This window comes from Paenibacillus agaridevorans, assembly GCF_003112455.1.
GTDB classification, from domain to species: Bacteria; Bacillota; Bacilli; order Paenibacillales; family Paenibacillaceae; genus Pristimantibacillus; species Pristimantibacillus agaridevorans.
Window position 1 is genome coordinate 1 of record NZ_BDQX01000139.1, and the last position, 15,525, is coordinate 15,525.

15 protein-coding genes and 1 pseudogene are annotated in these 15,525 nt (G+C 40.2%); all 16 read left to right on the top strand.

Annotation, left to right across the window (positions count from 1 at the left end; translation table 11 throughout):
• Window positions 1-221: pseudogene (locus PAT3040_RS13475) on the top strand (CpsD/CapB family tyrosine-protein kinase); the annotation flags it as partial.
• Between the two features lie 34 nt (window positions 222-255).
• Window positions 256-2,127, top strand: coding sequence for a polysaccharide biosynthesis protein (locus PAT3040_RS13480; RefSeq protein ID WP_108993065.1), 1,872 nt, complete (start codon window positions 256-258; stop codon window positions 2,125-2,127).
• Window positions 2,128-2,754: a hypothetical protein gene (locus tag PAT3040_RS13485; RefSeq protein ID WP_108993067.1), complete on the top strand. Its 627-nt coding sequence runs from the start codon at window positions 2,128-2,130 to the stop codon at window positions 2,752-2,754.
• Window positions 2,755-2,774: 20 nt separating this feature from the next.
• Window positions 2,775-3,656 carry a UTP--glucose-1-phosphate uridylyltransferase GalU gene (gene galU, locus PAT3040_RS13490; protein ID WP_108993068.1) on the top strand — a complete coding sequence of 294 codons (882 nt, stop codon included), beginning with the start codon at window positions 2,775-2,777 and terminating at the stop codon, window positions 3,654-3,656.
• A 47-nt stretch (window positions 3,657-3,703) separates the two neighbouring features.
• Complete coding sequence (locus tag PAT3040_RS13495) at window positions 3,704-4,324, top strand: sugar transferase (RefSeq protein ID WP_108993070.1); 621 nt, start codon at window positions 3,704-3,706, stop codon at window positions 4,322-4,324.
• Window positions 4,321-5,211: an NAD-dependent epimerase/dehydratase family protein gene (locus PAT3040_RS13500; RefSeq protein ID WP_258234966.1), complete on the top strand. Its 891-nt coding sequence runs from the start codon at window positions 4,321-4,323 to the stop codon at window positions 5,209-5,211. The genes PAT3040_RS13495 and PAT3040_RS13500 overlap by 4 nt, the downstream gene beginning before the upstream one ends.
• Window positions 5,208-6,341, top strand: coding sequence for a glycosyltransferase (locus PAT3040_RS13505; RefSeq protein ID WP_108993071.1), 1,134 nt, complete (start codon window positions 5,208-5,210; stop codon window positions 6,339-6,341). The genes PAT3040_RS13500 and PAT3040_RS13505 overlap by 4 nt, the downstream gene beginning before the upstream one ends.
• Window positions 6,342-6,468: 127 nt before the next feature.
• The gene (locus PAT3040_RS13510; protein WP_108993073.1) at window positions 6,469-7,338 is read left to right on the top strand and encodes a glycosyltransferase family 2 protein; all 870 of its coding nucleotides are present in this window, start codon (window positions 6,469-6,471) and stop codon (window positions 7,336-7,338) included.
• Between the two features lie 415 nt (window positions 7,339-7,753).
• Window positions 7,754-7,903 carry an EpsG family protein gene (locus PAT3040_RS39995; protein ID WP_108993075.1) on the top strand — a complete coding sequence of 50 codons (150 nt, stop codon included), beginning with the start codon at window positions 7,754-7,756 and terminating at the stop codon, window positions 7,901-7,903.
• A gap of 464 nt (window positions 7,904-8,367) precedes the next feature.
• The gene (locus PAT3040_RS13520) at window positions 8,368-9,339 is read left to right on the top strand and encodes a glycosyltransferase (protein WP_108993077.1); all 972 of its coding nucleotides are present in this window, start codon (window positions 8,368-8,370) and stop codon (window positions 9,337-9,339) included.
• A 41-nt stretch (window positions 9,340-9,380) separates the two neighbouring features.
• Entirely contained in the window at window positions 9,381-10,805 is a 1,425-nt protein-coding gene (locus PAT3040_RS13525; protein WP_108993079.1) for an MATE family efflux transporter, read from the top strand.
• A gap of 2 nt (window positions 10,806-10,807) precedes the next feature.
• Window positions 10,808-11,710, top strand: coding sequence for a glucose-1-phosphate thymidylyltransferase RfbA (gene rfbA / locus PAT3040_RS13530; RefSeq protein ID WP_108993091.1), 903 nt, complete (start codon window positions 10,808-10,810; stop codon window positions 11,708-11,710).
• Window positions 11,707-12,267, top strand: coding sequence for a dTDP-4-dehydrorhamnose 3,5-epimerase (rfbC, locus tag PAT3040_RS13535; RefSeq protein ID WP_108993081.1), 561 nt, complete (start codon window positions 11,707-11,709; stop codon window positions 12,265-12,267). The genes rfbA and rfbC overlap by 4 nt, the downstream gene beginning before the upstream one ends.
• A 3-nt stretch (window positions 12,268-12,270) precedes the next feature.
• Window positions 12,271-13,125: a dTDP-4-dehydrorhamnose reductase gene (gene rfbD / locus PAT3040_RS13540; RefSeq protein ID WP_108993083.1), complete on the top strand. Its 855-nt coding sequence runs from the start codon at window positions 12,271-12,273 to the stop codon at window positions 13,123-13,125.
• Between the two features lie 10 nt (window positions 13,126-13,135).
• Window positions 13,136-14,155 carry a dTDP-glucose 4,6-dehydratase gene (gene rfbB, locus PAT3040_RS13545; protein ID WP_108993085.1) on the top strand — a complete coding sequence of 340 codons (1,020 nt, stop codon included), beginning with the start codon at window positions 13,136-13,138 and terminating at the stop codon, window positions 14,153-14,155.
• 37 nt (window positions 14,156-14,192) lie between these two features.
• Window positions 14,193-15,525 (top strand): UDP-glucose dehydrogenase family protein (locus PAT3040_RS13550; protein ID WP_108993087.1); only part of this gene is annotated, 1,333 nt, incomplete at its 3' end.

Here is a 15,525-nt window from a genome sequence, read left to right on the forward strand (position 1 = left end):
CCCCGCCGTTGCTAGCCGTTACGGATGCTCAGATCGTAGCAAGCAAGTGCGACGGAGCTATCTTGGTCGTCGACCAGGGCAAGGTAAAGCGCGACATCGCCAAAAAGGCGATCCAAAACCTGCAGGCTGTAAATGCGCGTATACTGGGTGTCGTATTGAACAACGTGAAGCGCAAGGCCAATGAAGAAGCTTACTACTACTATTACGGAGCACAGGAATAGGCGGGACTTATACGAGAGCCGGAGGTGAAAAGGGATGAGTGTACGGAGAAGGAATTTTATTATACTGGTGGTTGACTTTCTAATCATATGGGCGTCAATAGTCATTGCATATCTGTTCCGATTTAATGCAGACATCCCTCCCGGCTATGTCTCGCAATTATTTGTATTTGCAGCAGCCTCCACCTTGGCCGTCGGCCTAACGTTCGCTTACTTCGATATGTATAGGCGGATGTGGCAGTATGCCAGTATTGGCGAAATAATTGGGTTAGTGAAAGCAGTAATAACAGGTATTGTGCTAGCTTATCTATGGACTTACTTGATTACAGGCAATCGAGTGCCGTTGTCGATCACGACTAGAACGTTAGAGACCATGCTGTTGTTTATGGGAGGCTCGCGCTTTATATGGCGGCTTATCCGGGTTAACCGATCAGCAAAGAATGAGATGAAAACGAATATATTGGTCGTGGGAGCAGGCGATTGCGGGGCGCTTATTGCCAAGGAAATAATGACGAATCGCAGCTTTATCCAAAGCAAGCTTGTTGGCTTTATCGATGACGATCCTTACAAGCGCTATATGCAGGTCATGGGTTATCCCGTGTTCGGCGGTCGTGGCGACATTGTAGATGTTGTGAAGATGCATCATGTCCATGACATCGTCATTGCCATGCCGTCTTCCAAGCGAGCGGAGATTAGCGACCTTATTAATATATGTATGACGACAGGCGCCAAGGTAAAGATCATACCGGCTATCGACGATATTATAACCGGCAAGCTGGCGATCCAGACGTTGCGTAATGTCGAGGTCGAAGACTTGCTGGGCAGAGAACCCGTCAATATTGATTTAAATGGCGTCATGGATTATGTAACGGGCAAGATTGTCCTGGTTACGGGCGCGGGCGGTTCCATCGGTTCGGAGCTTTCCCGTCAGATCGCCTCCTTCTCTCCAAGCAAGCTATTGCTTCTGGGGCATGGCGAGAACAGTATCTACACCATCGAGATGGAGCTTAGAACGAGGTTCGCCCAGGTTGCCATAGAGACCGTTATTGCTGACATACAGGATCGAGAGCGTATGGATCAAGTATTAGGACAATTCATGCCGCAAGTGGTCTTCCACGCGGCTGCGCATAAGCATGTTCCTCTTATGGAGCGCAACCCGTCCGAAGCGATCAAAAATAATGTGTTCGGCACTCGCAACGTCGCCGATGCGGCGGACAAGCACGGCGCGGCGCGTTTCGTTATGATCTCCTCCGACAAGGCAGTCAATCCCACTAGCATTATGGGCGCGACGAAACGAATTGCCGAGATGTACATACAGAGTATCAATAATACTAGCCGCACCCAATTCGTAGCGGTTCGATTCGGCAACGTGCTTGGCAGCAGGGGCAGCGTAATCCCTCGCTTTAAGGAGCAGATCGAAGCAGGCGGACCCGTGACGGTGACCCATCCGGAGATGGTACGTTACTTCATGACGATTCCGGAGGCCGTTCAGCTTGTCATTCAGGCTGGCGCATTCGCACGCGGCGGCGAAATCTTTATCCTGGACATGGGTAAGCCGGTCCGTATTCTGGATTTGGCCAAGGATCTGATTCGTTTGTCCGGTCTGGAGCCGGATGTCGACATACCGATCCGCTTTAGCGGCTTGCGCGAAGGCGAGAAGCTGTACGAGGAGCTGCTGACCGAAGCCGAAGCGACTACGGCAACCCAGCATGAGCGCATCTTCGTAGGCAAGGCTCAATCTCTCGATCGCCAAGAGCTGGAGCTCAAGCTTTTGCATCTTAAGAACATTATCGGCTCCGAACCGCAAGTTGTGAAGGCTGCCATTGAACAATTAGTACCATTCTTTATACAGGAACATGTCGCATTCAACCTTGAGCCGGAGTTACAACATGATCGGAGGGCGATCTAGATGAGACAACGCAAACCAAAGATGAAAACTTGGAAAAAGGTTCTGATATGGGCAGCTTCCATCATTGTCGTGCTTGGCGTAGGCGGTCTCTTTGCGGCCAACTATGCGATGGACAAAATGATTGCACAGCTTTCCGCTAGTTTGGAGGACGAGCTGCTGGAAGAAGTCATTCCTACACCTACGGACGCTCCAAGCGGTGGCGGGGACGGGACTGTGGATCAGCCCGCGACTAGCGAGCCGGATGGCGAGGGTTCAGAAGGGCAAGCAGAAACTGATGGTAGCGCAGGTGGCCAAAACAACCAGTCTGAAGTTGGAAGTAAGCCCAGCCCTACTAATGGCTACTCTGCAGAGATATCGACGGATAAAGCAAAGGACGTACAGAATAAGATTACAGTCTCTGAGAAAGCACAGCTCGCTTCCGTATTCTTAAAGCAGCTTAGCATGGATGATATTAAAGCATTGCAGGAACTGGCAAGTGGCGGACTTAACCTGGATGAAAAGAAGGAAGCACGCACACTTATTCTAGACCGACTTACTCCGGAACAATATGATGATCTAATTCAGATCGCCAAAAAATACGGCATGAGCAAAGGAAAAAGCTACGAAGAAGTATCTAAGGAGAAGTAGTGCTGATAGGAGGAGACAAAATGCGAGTAAGGAAAGCCATTATTCCTGCTGCGGGGCTAGGCACACGCTTCCTCCCGGCTACTAAGGCAATGCCTAAGGAAATGCTTCCTATAGTGGACAAGCCGACCATCCAATATATCGTCGAGGAAGCAGTCGAGTCAGGCATTGAAGATATTATTATCGTAACGGGCAAAGGGAAGCGCGCCATCGAGGATCACTTTGACAACTCCTTTGAGTTAGAGCAGAGCTTGCTAGAAAAGGGCAAAATGGAACTTCTAAGCGAGGTACAGAAGTCCTCAAAAATGGTCGACATTCATTATATCCGCCAGAAGGAAGCCAAGGGATTGGGACATGCGATCTGGTGTGCTCGAAAGTTTATCGGCAATGAACCATTTGCCGTCCTGCTGGGGGACGATATAGTACAAGCCGAGAAACCATGCTTGAAACAAATGATTGAACAATACGATCGGTACAGCTCCTCCATTATTGGAGTCCAAAGCGTTCATGAACATGAGGTGTCCAGATACGGTATCGTGGATGGCAAAATGATTCATGACCGCTTATTTAGTGTTAACGGGCTTGTAGAGAAGCCGAAGGTCGAAGACGCTCCATCTAATATTGCTATTATGGGGCGTTATATTCTAAGCCCCAAAATATTCGGAATACTGGAGAATCAACAACCGGGTGCGGGAGGTGAGATTCAACTTACCGACGCGATCGCTACACTTAATCAACAAGAAGCGGTATATGCCTACGACTTTGAAGGCACCAGGTACGATGTTGGCGAGAAGCTGGGTTTCATTAAAACGACCATAGAGATGGCGCTTAAGAATGACGGACTAAAAGACGAATTGATGAAGTACTTGGAGACGTTGTTGAGAGAGCGTATGGTTAACGTATAGAAGTAAAATAATACAAAATGTCACAACATATGGGAGTGTTATAGAGTATGTACAACATAATTAAACGATTTGGTGACACCGTCTTTTCATTAGTGGGCCTAATACTATTATCCCCATTACTTCTCATACTAGTAATTGCAATAAAGCTGGAATCCAAAGGACCTGTATTATTCAAACAGAAGCGTGTTGGAAAAGGTAAGTCTCATTTCTACATTTTGAAATTTCGCACAATGAGAATCGACACGCCGAAGGATACGCCTACACATTTATTACAGAACCCGAATCAATACATTACCAAGGTAGGCGGATTTCTGCGGAAATCTAGCTTGGACGAGCTACCACAAATCATAAACATACTTGTCGGCCACATGAGCATTATCGGACCAAGACCAGCATTGTGGAATCAAGATGATCTGATCAAGGAACGCGATAAATACGGCGCCAATGATGTGCTCCCTGGCTTAACAGGCTGGGCGCAGATCAACGGCAGGGATGAACTGTCAATTGATGTAAAAGCAAGGCTTGATGGGGAATATGTCAAGAAGATTGGCATTGTAATGGATGTGAAGTGTTTCGTAGGTACTATTATAAGCGTGGTCAAGAGCGAAGGTATTGTTGAGGGTGGGACAGGTAATAAAGCAACAAATAGGGAGTTTGTTGCTAAATGAGTATGCATTCAAGACAAGTGAAAAATATACTTATAACTGCCAAGAACAGTTACATCGGCAATTCGTTTGCCAAATGGGTAAAAGATCACCCAGAGTATACTATTGAGTTTATTACCTGTCGGAACGATGAGTGGAAAGAATCTACTTTTACAAATTATGATGTGATTTTGCACGTTGCAGGAATTGCACATGTAAAAGCAAAAAAATACCAGGAGGATCTTTACTATAAGATAAATACAGACCTTACAATAGCGATAGCCAATAAAGCAAAATCAGAAGGAGTCAAACAATTTATTTTCTTAAGTAGTATGATTGTTTATGGAGAAAGTAATGCTGATAATCAAAGTACTATCGTGAATAGTTTAACACCGCCGCACCCATATGGGTATTATGGAGACAGTAAGCGGCAAGCAGAAATAGGGATTACATATTTACAGGATGAGAATTTTAATATTTCTATTATTCGTCCGCCAATGATATATGGATTAGGTTCTAAAGGAAATTTCCCTAAACTAGCCAAAATTGCAAAGTTTATTCCTGTTTTTCCGAAAATAGATGGTATCCGCAGCATGTTATATATCGATAATCTATGTGAGTTTATAAGAATGATAATTAAAGATGAAGCTCCGGGAGTATTTCATCCTCAAAATACTGAATACGTAAATGTAACAGATTTATTTTGTTATATAAGAAATGTTAACGGAAAAAAAACAGCAGTTACCAAACTATTTAATCCAATAATAAGAATAATAGGAAAAAAGGTGGATTCGATTAATAAACTGTTTGGAACATTTGTGTATGAACATGAATTATCAAAATATGATTCCGAATACTGTATTACAAACTTTAAAGATTCGATTAGAGTAATTGAGGGAAGAGAAAAATGAAAATTGTTATAATTAACTGTTTCGATACCTATGAGAATAGAATTGATATGGTATACGATTATTTCATCGAACATGGACATAGCGTTAATATTATAACATCTAACTTTAAACATATTCAGAAGACGAAACGGAATGATAAAAAGAAAAACTATTTATTTATAGAGACTAGACCGTACCATAAAAATTTGTCTTACTCCAGATTATTGTCTCATTATGAATTTTCAAAGAGGGCCTTTCAAGCTGTTGAAAAATTGTTACCAGACCTAATTTATGTAACATTGCCGCCTAATTCATTGGCACTATTTGCAAATAGGTATAAGAAAAAGCATCCAGAAGTAAAGTTGTACTTTGATATCATCGATCTTTGGCCAGAAACTATGCCTACAAAAGGAGGAGTAGTTACTAAATTCCCTTACTACGTTTGGAGAAGTTTACGGAATAAGAACATATTAAGAGCTAATACCGTATTAACAGAATGTAACTTGTATCAAAGTGTATTGCAAGAGCTATTGAAAAATCATAGATCCGAAACTCTGTATCTAGCTAAAAAAGGAGACGTACAGGAAAAATGGAGCATTCTAGATAATAATCAGATTAATTTATGTTATTTAGGTTCAATAAATAACATTATCGATATCACTATGATTATTAAACTTGTTACTGCTTTGGTTAATATTAAACCTACTACAATACATATTATTGGGGAAGGGGAGAATAAACAATTATTAATTGATGGACTCAAAAATGTAGGAGCAACTGTTAACTACTACGGTAAGGTCTATGATGATAAAGAAAAGCAACAAATATTCAATAAGTGTCATTTTGGGTTGAATATAATGAAAGAAAGTGTTTGTGTAGGTCTCACAATGAAGTCTGTAGATTATTTTTATGGTGGGTTACCGATTCTAAATAATATACAAGCTGACACTTTTGAACTCGTGAAGGACGAAAATATTGGGTTTAATATAAATATAAATAATTTAACAGAAATAGCTGCTAGAATAACGAATATGACAGCATCGGAATTACATTTAATGAAAAACAACACTCATTATCAATTTGAACGTTTATTTTCACATTATGCATTTCAAAAAAAAATGAATCATATATTCGGTAATATAGATCGATAAATATATAAGTACCATCATCTATTGTTCTGGAAGAGAAATTTATTGTTGAGCTAATAGTCAAGTCGCGTCAGGTTTAATTAAAATGATAGTTTTAATTTAATTCAGCGCATAGGAAGGGGTTAAACATGTGAAAAAGAAAGTGAGTATTGTAATACCCACATATAAAAGGAATAGCAGCGTAATAAAGAATGCAATAAACAGTGTTTTAAAGCAGACCTATAAAAATATTGAGATTATAGTAGTGGATGATAATGGGAGTGAAAATGATCTTTCAAGAGAAATCTCCGATGGTGTTAAAGAATACCCTCAAGTGTTATACATTGCACACGAACAAAATATGGGGGCGTGTAAGGCTAGAAATACTGGTATAGAGCATAGTTCGGGCGAATTTGTCGCTTTCTTAGATGACGATGATTCTTGGGATGAAAGGAAGCTAGAGAAGCAAATAAGAAAATTTGAGAATAGTAAAGTTGGGTTGGTTTATTGTGGTATTAAATATATCTATGAAAAAAAAGGAGGAAACATAGAACGGAGGGCTATAAAAGCTAATAATCCCTGCAAAGAATTATTAATTAAAAACTATATAGGATCTACTTCTTGCGGAATTGTTAGAAGGACATGTGCAATTGAGGTAGGGATGTTTGATGTCAATTTGAAATCGGGGCAAGATTTGGACTTTTGGTATAGACTTGCTGAAAAGTATGAAATCGACTGCGTTGAGGAATGCTTACTTAATTATACTATATATGAGAATAACACTATTACTTCTAACTATTCAAATAGGTTGAGTAGTAACATCTATTTAAAAGAAAAGTACATGAATGTATTACTTGAGGATAAGGAACTTATGACTATTTACAATTTAAAAATAGCAAAAGCATATCTGAAGCTTAAAATGTATAATAAGACGGTAATTCATATAATAAATTCAATATCAAAAATGGAGATATCATTACTACATGTTATAAAGCTACTATCTCAAAGAAAGCTAGCATAAAATTAGGAGTAGAACATGACGATTTATTACATAATGATATTTCTAACGCTATCACTATATTTATTGCCGAATATAAGAGTGAATTGGTTTAAGGTAAATGTTTATACAAGTCTAACCTTTTTTGCTCTAATAGTCCTTAGCGCATTGCGTTATAATGTTGGAACGGATTTCATGAATTATTATAATTTCTTTTTTAACGGAGTAATTTAATTCGCAAAAGTACGAACCTGGTTTTTTTGCAAATTACATATGCAATTTCAAATCATGCAAAGTCTATTATGATAACAACTAGCATTCTAATTCTGGTAACTTTTAGAATTACTATAAATAAAATATCAATTAATTAATTACTTACTGTATTTTTATTTGTGTTTGGTTTCTTCTATTTTGACTCCTTAAATATAATTAGCAATATATCGCATTAGCTTTTTGCTTATTGGGATATTGGTATTTAATAAGAAACAAGAGGAAAAGCTTTATATTCTTTGTTGCTATAGCGGTTAATTTTCACTATAATGCGATTGTTAGTTTATCACTGCTTTTTTTGGATAAAATCACATTTTAATTTAAATATATATTTAGTATTGGTGTTGCTGTTTTAATCTTTAATTTATATTCAGTAGAGATATTTTCCTTTGCATTTCGGATTATTGGGAAGCATCTCATTGCTAGTTGACTATAAAATTTATGAATCATTTAGTGTTGATATAAAGTCTAAGCCTTTTGATTTCTTGGTATATTTATTAATATTAGGATTTTGTATTTTATTTAATAATAGAAAAGATTATCAATACAAGTTAATGTTCAATAGCGTACTAGTTGCTACCTTTACTAATGGTATTGCAATTAGTTCTAAATATTTAGATGGAATTTCAACTTATTTTAGTATATACGTAATTTTTTAATTCCATTTATCATTGATCAAATAGAATTTAAGCACAAAAGAATTCTGCAAGTGCTTTTTATGTTGCTTTTTGCAATTTACTGTTGGGTTAAGGTTTTAAATAATCAAGCTGGAGTGTTTATTTATTGATTAATCCAGGTAATTTTGTAATGAAAAATATTATAATGTTCGGAACCAATATTGACTTGAGGTGTCCTATGAAAACAACCTTTGTAGTTTTACATTATATTACTATTGTTGACACTAGGGAATGTGTTAGATCATTAATTGATAACGTAGAGGGTGATTTTGATATTGTTGTGGTGGACAATGGTTCTAATGATGGGAGTGGAATTGATTTAGAATTCGAGTTCAAGGACTATCAGAATATTCATATAATAATATCTGAAAAGAATTTAGGCTTTGCAAGTGGAAACAATCTGGGATATCAATTTGCAAAGCATGAATTAAAATCGGACTTTATTGTACTTATTAACAATGACACTCTAGTAAATCAGAAAAATTTCATAAAAGTTATTAATAATAAGTATACTGAGCATAAGTTCCATATTCTTGGTCCTGATATTCTTTCACTATCTGACAATAAACATCAAAATCCTCATTTCAGTCAAACTAAAAGGTATAGTAAAAGGGGAATGGTGGGTTTGATTGTGAAATATACCATATCTCATCTTCTGATATGGTTGAAGTTGGATGATATACTGAGGAGTATGAAGGATAAGCTACTTTTAAATCGTTCTAGGAATAAGCGTTATAAAGCCATGCATACGGAGGAGCATAAAAATGTTATGTTACATGGATGTTGCCTCATATTTTCAAAAGAATATATACAAAAATATAATGGACTTTATGACAAAACTTTTTTATATATGGAGGAGGACATTTTATTTTATATTGCGCGGAAAGAAAAATTACTTACTATGTATTCACCAGATATTCTGATATATCATAAAGAAGATTCGTCGACAAATGCAATTGTAAAGGCTGGAAGACAAAAGCGACTATTTATTTATAAACATCATAGAAAATCCGCAATTGAATTTTTAAAAATATTATTTAACGACAATGTATACAGATCTAGAATGATCAATCTGTAGCACACTAAGTAAAGCTTTCAATTTCATTATGGGGGTTAGTATTGAAACGAACTGTAACCAAATTCATAAGTAACGTATCTTATGCTGTAATTTCAAATGTAATAGCGGTTTTATTTTCAGTTACATTAGTATTAATCTTGCCAAAGTTTTTTAGCATAGAAAGCTACGGTTATTGGCAATTATATTTATTCTATATAGGCTATGTTGGCTTTTTGCATTTGGGTTGGAACGATGGTATTTATTTACGCTACGGAGGCAACAATTACGCGGACCTTGACAAAAAATTATTCAATTCACAGCTTATAATGTTAGTCACGTTACAAGTTATATTTGCTTTAATGATATTTTTTATATCATTGACCCAAACTATTGAACAACGAAAAGTGATTATACAATTTGTTGCATTAGGGGCGGTTATAGTAAATACTCGCTATATGTTTATGTATTTATTACAAGCAACAAATAGAATTAAAGAGTATGCAATAATAAACTTGTTGGATAAGTTCACTAGTTTAATGTTAATTATTATACTTGTATTTTGTGGTGTGAAAGAGATAGAATACATTATTTTTTCAGATCTCATTGGAAAGTTTCTATCATTAATTTTTTCATTATACTGTTGTAAAGACATAGCATTTAATAAAATCTCGAGCTTCATATTCTCATTTAAGGAAGCCAAAGAAAATATAAGTGCAGGAATAAAACTTATGCTTGCAAATGTTGCTGGAATACTAATTGTCGGAAACGTAAGATTTGGTATAGAGCGAAATTGGGACGTTGTTGTTTTTGGAAAAGTGTCATTTATATTAAGTATAACAAACATGCTAATGATTTTTATAAATTCTTTAGGAATCGTAATGTTTCCAATTTTAAAAAGAGTGGATGAACGTAAGTATACAGAAATTTATTTAGTTATAAAAAACATATTAATGACAGTGTTGATTCTTGCAATGGCACTTTACTTTCCAATCACTGAATTACTTTCCTTATGGGTTCCCCAATACTCCGATGCACTGTCTTTGTTGGCATTGTTATTTCCTTCATTAATCTTTGAGGCAAAAACATCAATGTTAATAAATACTTTCTTAAAAATAAAAAGAAAAGAAAAGCTAATGTTGAGAATAAATGCTATGGTGTGGATACTTTCATTAATTTCGACAGTGGGAACAGTTGTAGTATTTAATAATTTGAATGCGGCTGTAATATCAATTGTTGTACTGTTGGCACTAAAATCTATTATTTCAGAGTACTGTTTATCTCGATTATTAAACTTTCCTATCACTAAAGGTACTGTTTTAGAATTGTTAATGGCAATTTTATTTATTGTTATTTCATATAACTCCGGATTCTCTATTTCGTTAAGTATCTTTTTAATTGGACTTTTATTTTACTTATTTATTACAAGAAGGGAAATTATTATTTCAGTAAAAAGAATCAAAGGTTATTTAAGGGGGGGATTTATTTGAAAGTGAAAGGCATTATTCTTGCTGGAGGAAGCGGAACCAGGCTGTATCCGTTAACTAAAACAATCTCAAAACAGCTTTTACCCATATATGATAAGCCAATGATTTATTACCCACTATCAATATTAATGTTAGCAGGAATCAAAGATATATTAATCATATCCACCCCTCAAGATACGCCTAGATTCGAGCAACTTTTAGGTTGCGGTAGTGATCTAGGTATACATATTAGCTACGCCGTACAAGAATCTCCTGACGGACTTGCGCAGGCATTCCTGATTGGGGAGGACTTTATTGGGAATGACAATGTTGCTCTAATTCTTGGCGATAACATTTTCTATGGTCATGGTTTCACTAAGCTGCTAGAGAGCGCAGCATCACGTCAACATGGTGCAACTATCTTTGGCTATAACGTCAAGGATCCCGAGCGTTTCGGTGTAGTTGAATTTGATGAAGTCGGTAAGGCTATATCCATAGAAGAGAAGCCTCAGGATCCCCAATCAACGTACGCTGTAACTGGTCTATATTTCTATGATAATAGTGTAGTTGAAATAGCAAAACAGATTAGGCCCTCGGAACGTGGAGAGCTAGAGATTACAGATGTAAACAAGGTTTACTTGGAGAAGGGCGAGTTAAGTGTTGAATTGCTTGGCCGTGGCTTCGCTTGGCTCGATACAGGTACACATGAGTCTCTTCTTGAAGCCTCAACTTATATAGAGACGGTTGAGAAGAGACAGAGTCTTAAAGTAGCTTGTCTGGAGGAGATTGCCTATAGAAAGGGCTACATAAGTAAGGAACAATTGCTTGAGCTGGCGGAACCTCTAAAAAAGAATGAGTACGGCCAGTATTTATTACGATTAGCGAAACAGAACATTGAGGTTGTAAGACGGGAGGGCATTCACGCATGAAGCTTATAAATACAGAACTTGATGGAGTCATCATTATTGAACCGACCGTACATGGAGATCATCGAGGATGGTTTATGGAAACCTACAGCGATAGCAGGCTTAAAGCATTAGGGATAGACATAACCTTCGTACAGGATAATCACTCCTTCTCGGCATCCAAGGGAACTTTGCGTGGGTTACACTACCAACTCAATCCTAAAGCTCAATCCAAGCTGGTTCGTTGCACTAGAGGATCAATCTTCGATGTAGCAGTTGATATTCGCAAGGGAAGTTCGACATTCGGACAGTGGTTCGGAGTAGAACTAACGGAAGAGAACAAGAAGCAGCTATTCATACCTCAAGGTTTCGCCCATGGATTCATGACACTAACGGACGATGTCGAAGTGCAATATAAGGTCGACGAAGGCTATTCTCAAGCCCACGATAGAGGCATTCGATGGAATGATCTAGCAATTAATATTCAATGGCCAGAGTCAGCTCTGCCGATCCTTTCCGAGAAGGACGAAAAAGCTCCTCTGCTTGAAGAGGCAGAAGTGAACTTTATGATGGGTGGGTAGGCTATGAAAATAATGGTTACGGGGTATAGCGGTCAACTGGGCTACGATGTTGTTCAGAGAGGTAAAGCTCTGGGTTTCGACATGTATGGTAGTAGCACTGCGGATTTAGATATAACAATTGAGAGCGATGTGGTTGAATACATTGATCTTGTCAAGCCGGATGCCATTATTCATTGTGCCGCTTATACCGCAGTGGATCGAGCGGAAGATGACAGAGAGGCTTGCTGGCATGTGAATGTCAATGGTACAAAGCATCTGGCCGCAGCTGCGCAACGCGTTGGAGCGAAGCTGATGTATATTAGCACAGATTACGTATTTAATGGGCAAGGCGAAGTTCCCTTTGATGAGGGGGATGCGCCGAGCCCTATTAATTATTATGGCCTTACAAAGTATGAAGGCGAGAAGTACGTGCAAGAGTCAATTGAAACCCACTTCATCGTACGGGTTTCATGGGTATTCGGCTCGAACGGAAATAACTTCGTAAAGACCATGTTGAGGCTGGCAGAAACCCGCGAGGAGCTGAATGTCGTTGGCGATCAATGGGGCTCCCCTACATATACTTTAGATCTGGCAAGATTGCTATTGGATATGGTTCAAAGCGATAAATATGGTACGTATCACGCCTCTAATGAAGGCTTCTGCAACTGGGCAGAGTTCGCAAGAGAGATCTTCTGGACGACTGAGAAGAATGTAAAGGTAAATTCTATCGCGACGGAGCAATACCCCACTCGCGCTGTTCGCCCTCGAAACTCATGCATGTCCAAGAAAAAATTAGTGGATCATGGATTCGTCCCATTGCCATCTTGGCAAGATGCTGTTGCAAGATATACGAACCAGTTACTCCATAATCAGAAGTGAGGATTAGATCATGACAAGAATTAAAGTGCTGGTCACTGGCGGGGCGGGTTTCATTGGCGGCAACTTCGTTCAATATATGGTTAACAAGTATCCTGACTACGATATTGTTAATCTGGATTTGCTGACTTATGCGGGAGACTTGACCAAGCATGCCGGAATAGAGAGTAAGGACAATTACTCTTTCGTTAAAGCAGATATTGCCGATCGGCAAGCAATTATGTCTCTTTTCGAGCAGGAACAATTTCAGTATGTCATTCATTTCGCGGCGGAAAGCCATGTAGACCGATCAATTACGGATCCCGGCATATTCGTGCAAACCAACGTGTTGGGCACGCAAGTGTTGCTTGATGCAGCCAAGGTCTATGGCATCACCAAATTTGTCCACGTCTCAACAGATGAAGTTTACGGTGAACTGGATTTTGATCCTCAAACTTTTTTTACAGAGGATACGCCTATTCAGCCCAATAGTCCATATAGCGCTAGTAAGGCCTCTTCCGATTTGCTTGTCAGGGCTTACCATGAGACTTATGGCTTGCCTGTTAATATTACACGCTGCTCCAATAACTACGGACCGTATCACTTTCCAGAGAAGCTGATCCCGCTGACGATCTCGCGTGTACTGAACGATCAGAAGGTGCCGGTGTATGGTGACGGTCGAAATATTCGCGACTGGCTGCATGTGTGGGATCATTGCTCGGCTATTGATCTTGTGATGCACGAGGGTATCAACGGCGAAGTGTATAACATTGGTGGACATAATGAACGGACAAACCTTGAAGTTGTCAAAACGATTATACGTGCACTGCATAAATCGAATGATCTCATTGAATTCGTTAAAGATCGATTAGGGCATGACAAGCGATATGCTATTGACCCGACCAAGCTGGAGCAGTTAGGGTGGCAGCCGACTTACACCTTCGATACGGGAATCGAGCAGACGATTGCATGGTATCTTGAGCACAAAGAATGGTGGGAGCAAATCCTAAGCGGCGAGTATCAGAATTATTTTGAGAAGCAATACAGTATCTAAATTTGGTTGTTTTTCTGGGAGAGAGGAAGCCTTGTCTATGCTTAAACTAGCAGTAGCCGGAACAGGCTATGTCGGCCTTGTAGCCGGCGTTTGTTTTGCCGAGATGGGTCACCAGGTGACCTGTGTGGATATTGACGAGAACAAGGTGGCGCTGATGAAGTCGGGCGTGTCGCCGATCTATGAGGTCGATCTGGAGCAGCTCATGAGGAAAAATTATGAGGCCGGTAGAATTGACTATACCACCGACTATGTAGCTGCATATAAAGAGGCAGATGCTATATTTATCGGTGTCGGAACACCTGAGCAGCCAGACGGCTCGGCCAACCTGTCCTATATCGCAACGGTGGCGAGACAGATCGCCGAGACGATCGAGAAGGACTGTCTGGTTGTGGTGAAGTCAACGGTGCCCGTCGGGACGAATGACAAGGTTGAGCAGTTCATTCATGACTTCCTCGCCCACGATGTGCGGGTAGAGGTCGCTTCGAACCCGGAGTTCCTGGCGCAAGGCTCGGCTGTTCACGATACGCTCCACGCGGAGCGTATCATTATCGGCACGGAGAGCGAGTGGGCGCAGGAGCTGCTGACGCGTATCTATGAGCCGTTTGGTCTGCCGATCGTCTCCGTCAACCGGAGATCCGCCGAGATGATCAAATATGCCGCCAACGATTTCCTGGCGCTTAAGATCTCGTACATGAACGATATCGCCAATCTCTGCGAGCTAGTCGGTGCGGATATCCAGGATGTTGCCAAAGGAATGGGCTTTGATCCGCGGATCGGCAGCAAGTTCTTAAATGCCGGTATTGGTTTCGGCGGCTCTTGTTTCCCCAAGGATACAAAGGCGCTGGATTACTTGGCCCGTCAAAATGGCTACGAGCTCCGGACGGTAAAGTCGGCGATCGACGTCAATAAGGATCAGAAGACAATGCTGTACAAGAAGGCGAGCAAGCGCCTCATTACCTTAAACGGTCTTAAGGTGGCGGTGCTGGGCCTGACGTTTAAGCCGGGGACGGATGATCTCCGGGAAGCGGCATCACTCGAGAATGTTCCCCTCCTGTTGGAGCAAGGAGCGGATATATTTGCCTATGACCCGGTCGGCGCGGCAAGCTTTGCGAGGCTGTACCCGGAAGGACCATGCGCCAGAGGCCATATGTCGTATGCGAGTAGTATCGAAGAGGCGCTGGACGGCGCGAATGTCTGCTTTATTTTAACGGAATGGGGAGAGTTCCGGGCCGTTGCCCCCGAGACTTACCGCAAGCTGATGCGGACGCCGCTCGTTTATGACGGTCGCAACCTGTATGCGGTCGATGACATGAAGGATGCAGGCGTGGAGTATCATTCGATCGGGCGCAAGCCCGCGATCAGAGAAGGAG

Coding starts and splice junctions, on each gene's coding strand:
- rfbB (WP_108993085.1), top strand. CDS start 13,136: ATGACAAGAATTAAAGTGCTGGTCACTGGCGGGGCGGGTTTCATTGGC.
- PAT3040_RS13505 (WP_108993071.1), top strand. CDS start 5,208: ATGAAAATTGTTATAATTAACTGTTTCGATACCTATGAGAATAGAATT.
- PAT3040_RS13500 (WP_258234966.1), top strand. CDS start 4,321: ATGAGTATGCATTCAAGACAAGTGAAAAATATACTTATAACTGCCAAG.
- rfbD (WP_108993083.1), top strand. CDS start 12,271: ATGAAAATAATGGTTACGGGGTATAGCGGTCAACTGGGCTACGATGTT.
- PAT3040_RS13480 (WP_108993065.1), top strand. CDS start 256: ATGAGTGTACGGAGAAGGAATTTTATTATACTGGTGGTTGACTTTCTA.
- rfbC (WP_108993081.1), top strand. CDS start 11,707: ATGAAGCTTATAAATACAGAACTTGATGGAGTCATCATTATTGAACCG.
- PAT3040_RS13485 (WP_108993067.1), top strand. CDS start 2,128: ATGAGACAACGCAAACCAAAGATGAAAACTTGGAAAAAGGTTCTGATA.
- PAT3040_RS13495 (WP_108993070.1), top strand. CDS start 3,704: ATGTACAACATAATTAAACGATTTGGTGACACCGTCTTTTCATTAGTG.
- galU (WP_108993068.1), top strand. CDS start 2,775: ATGCGAGTAAGGAAAGCCATTATTCCTGCTGCGGGGCTAGGCACACGC.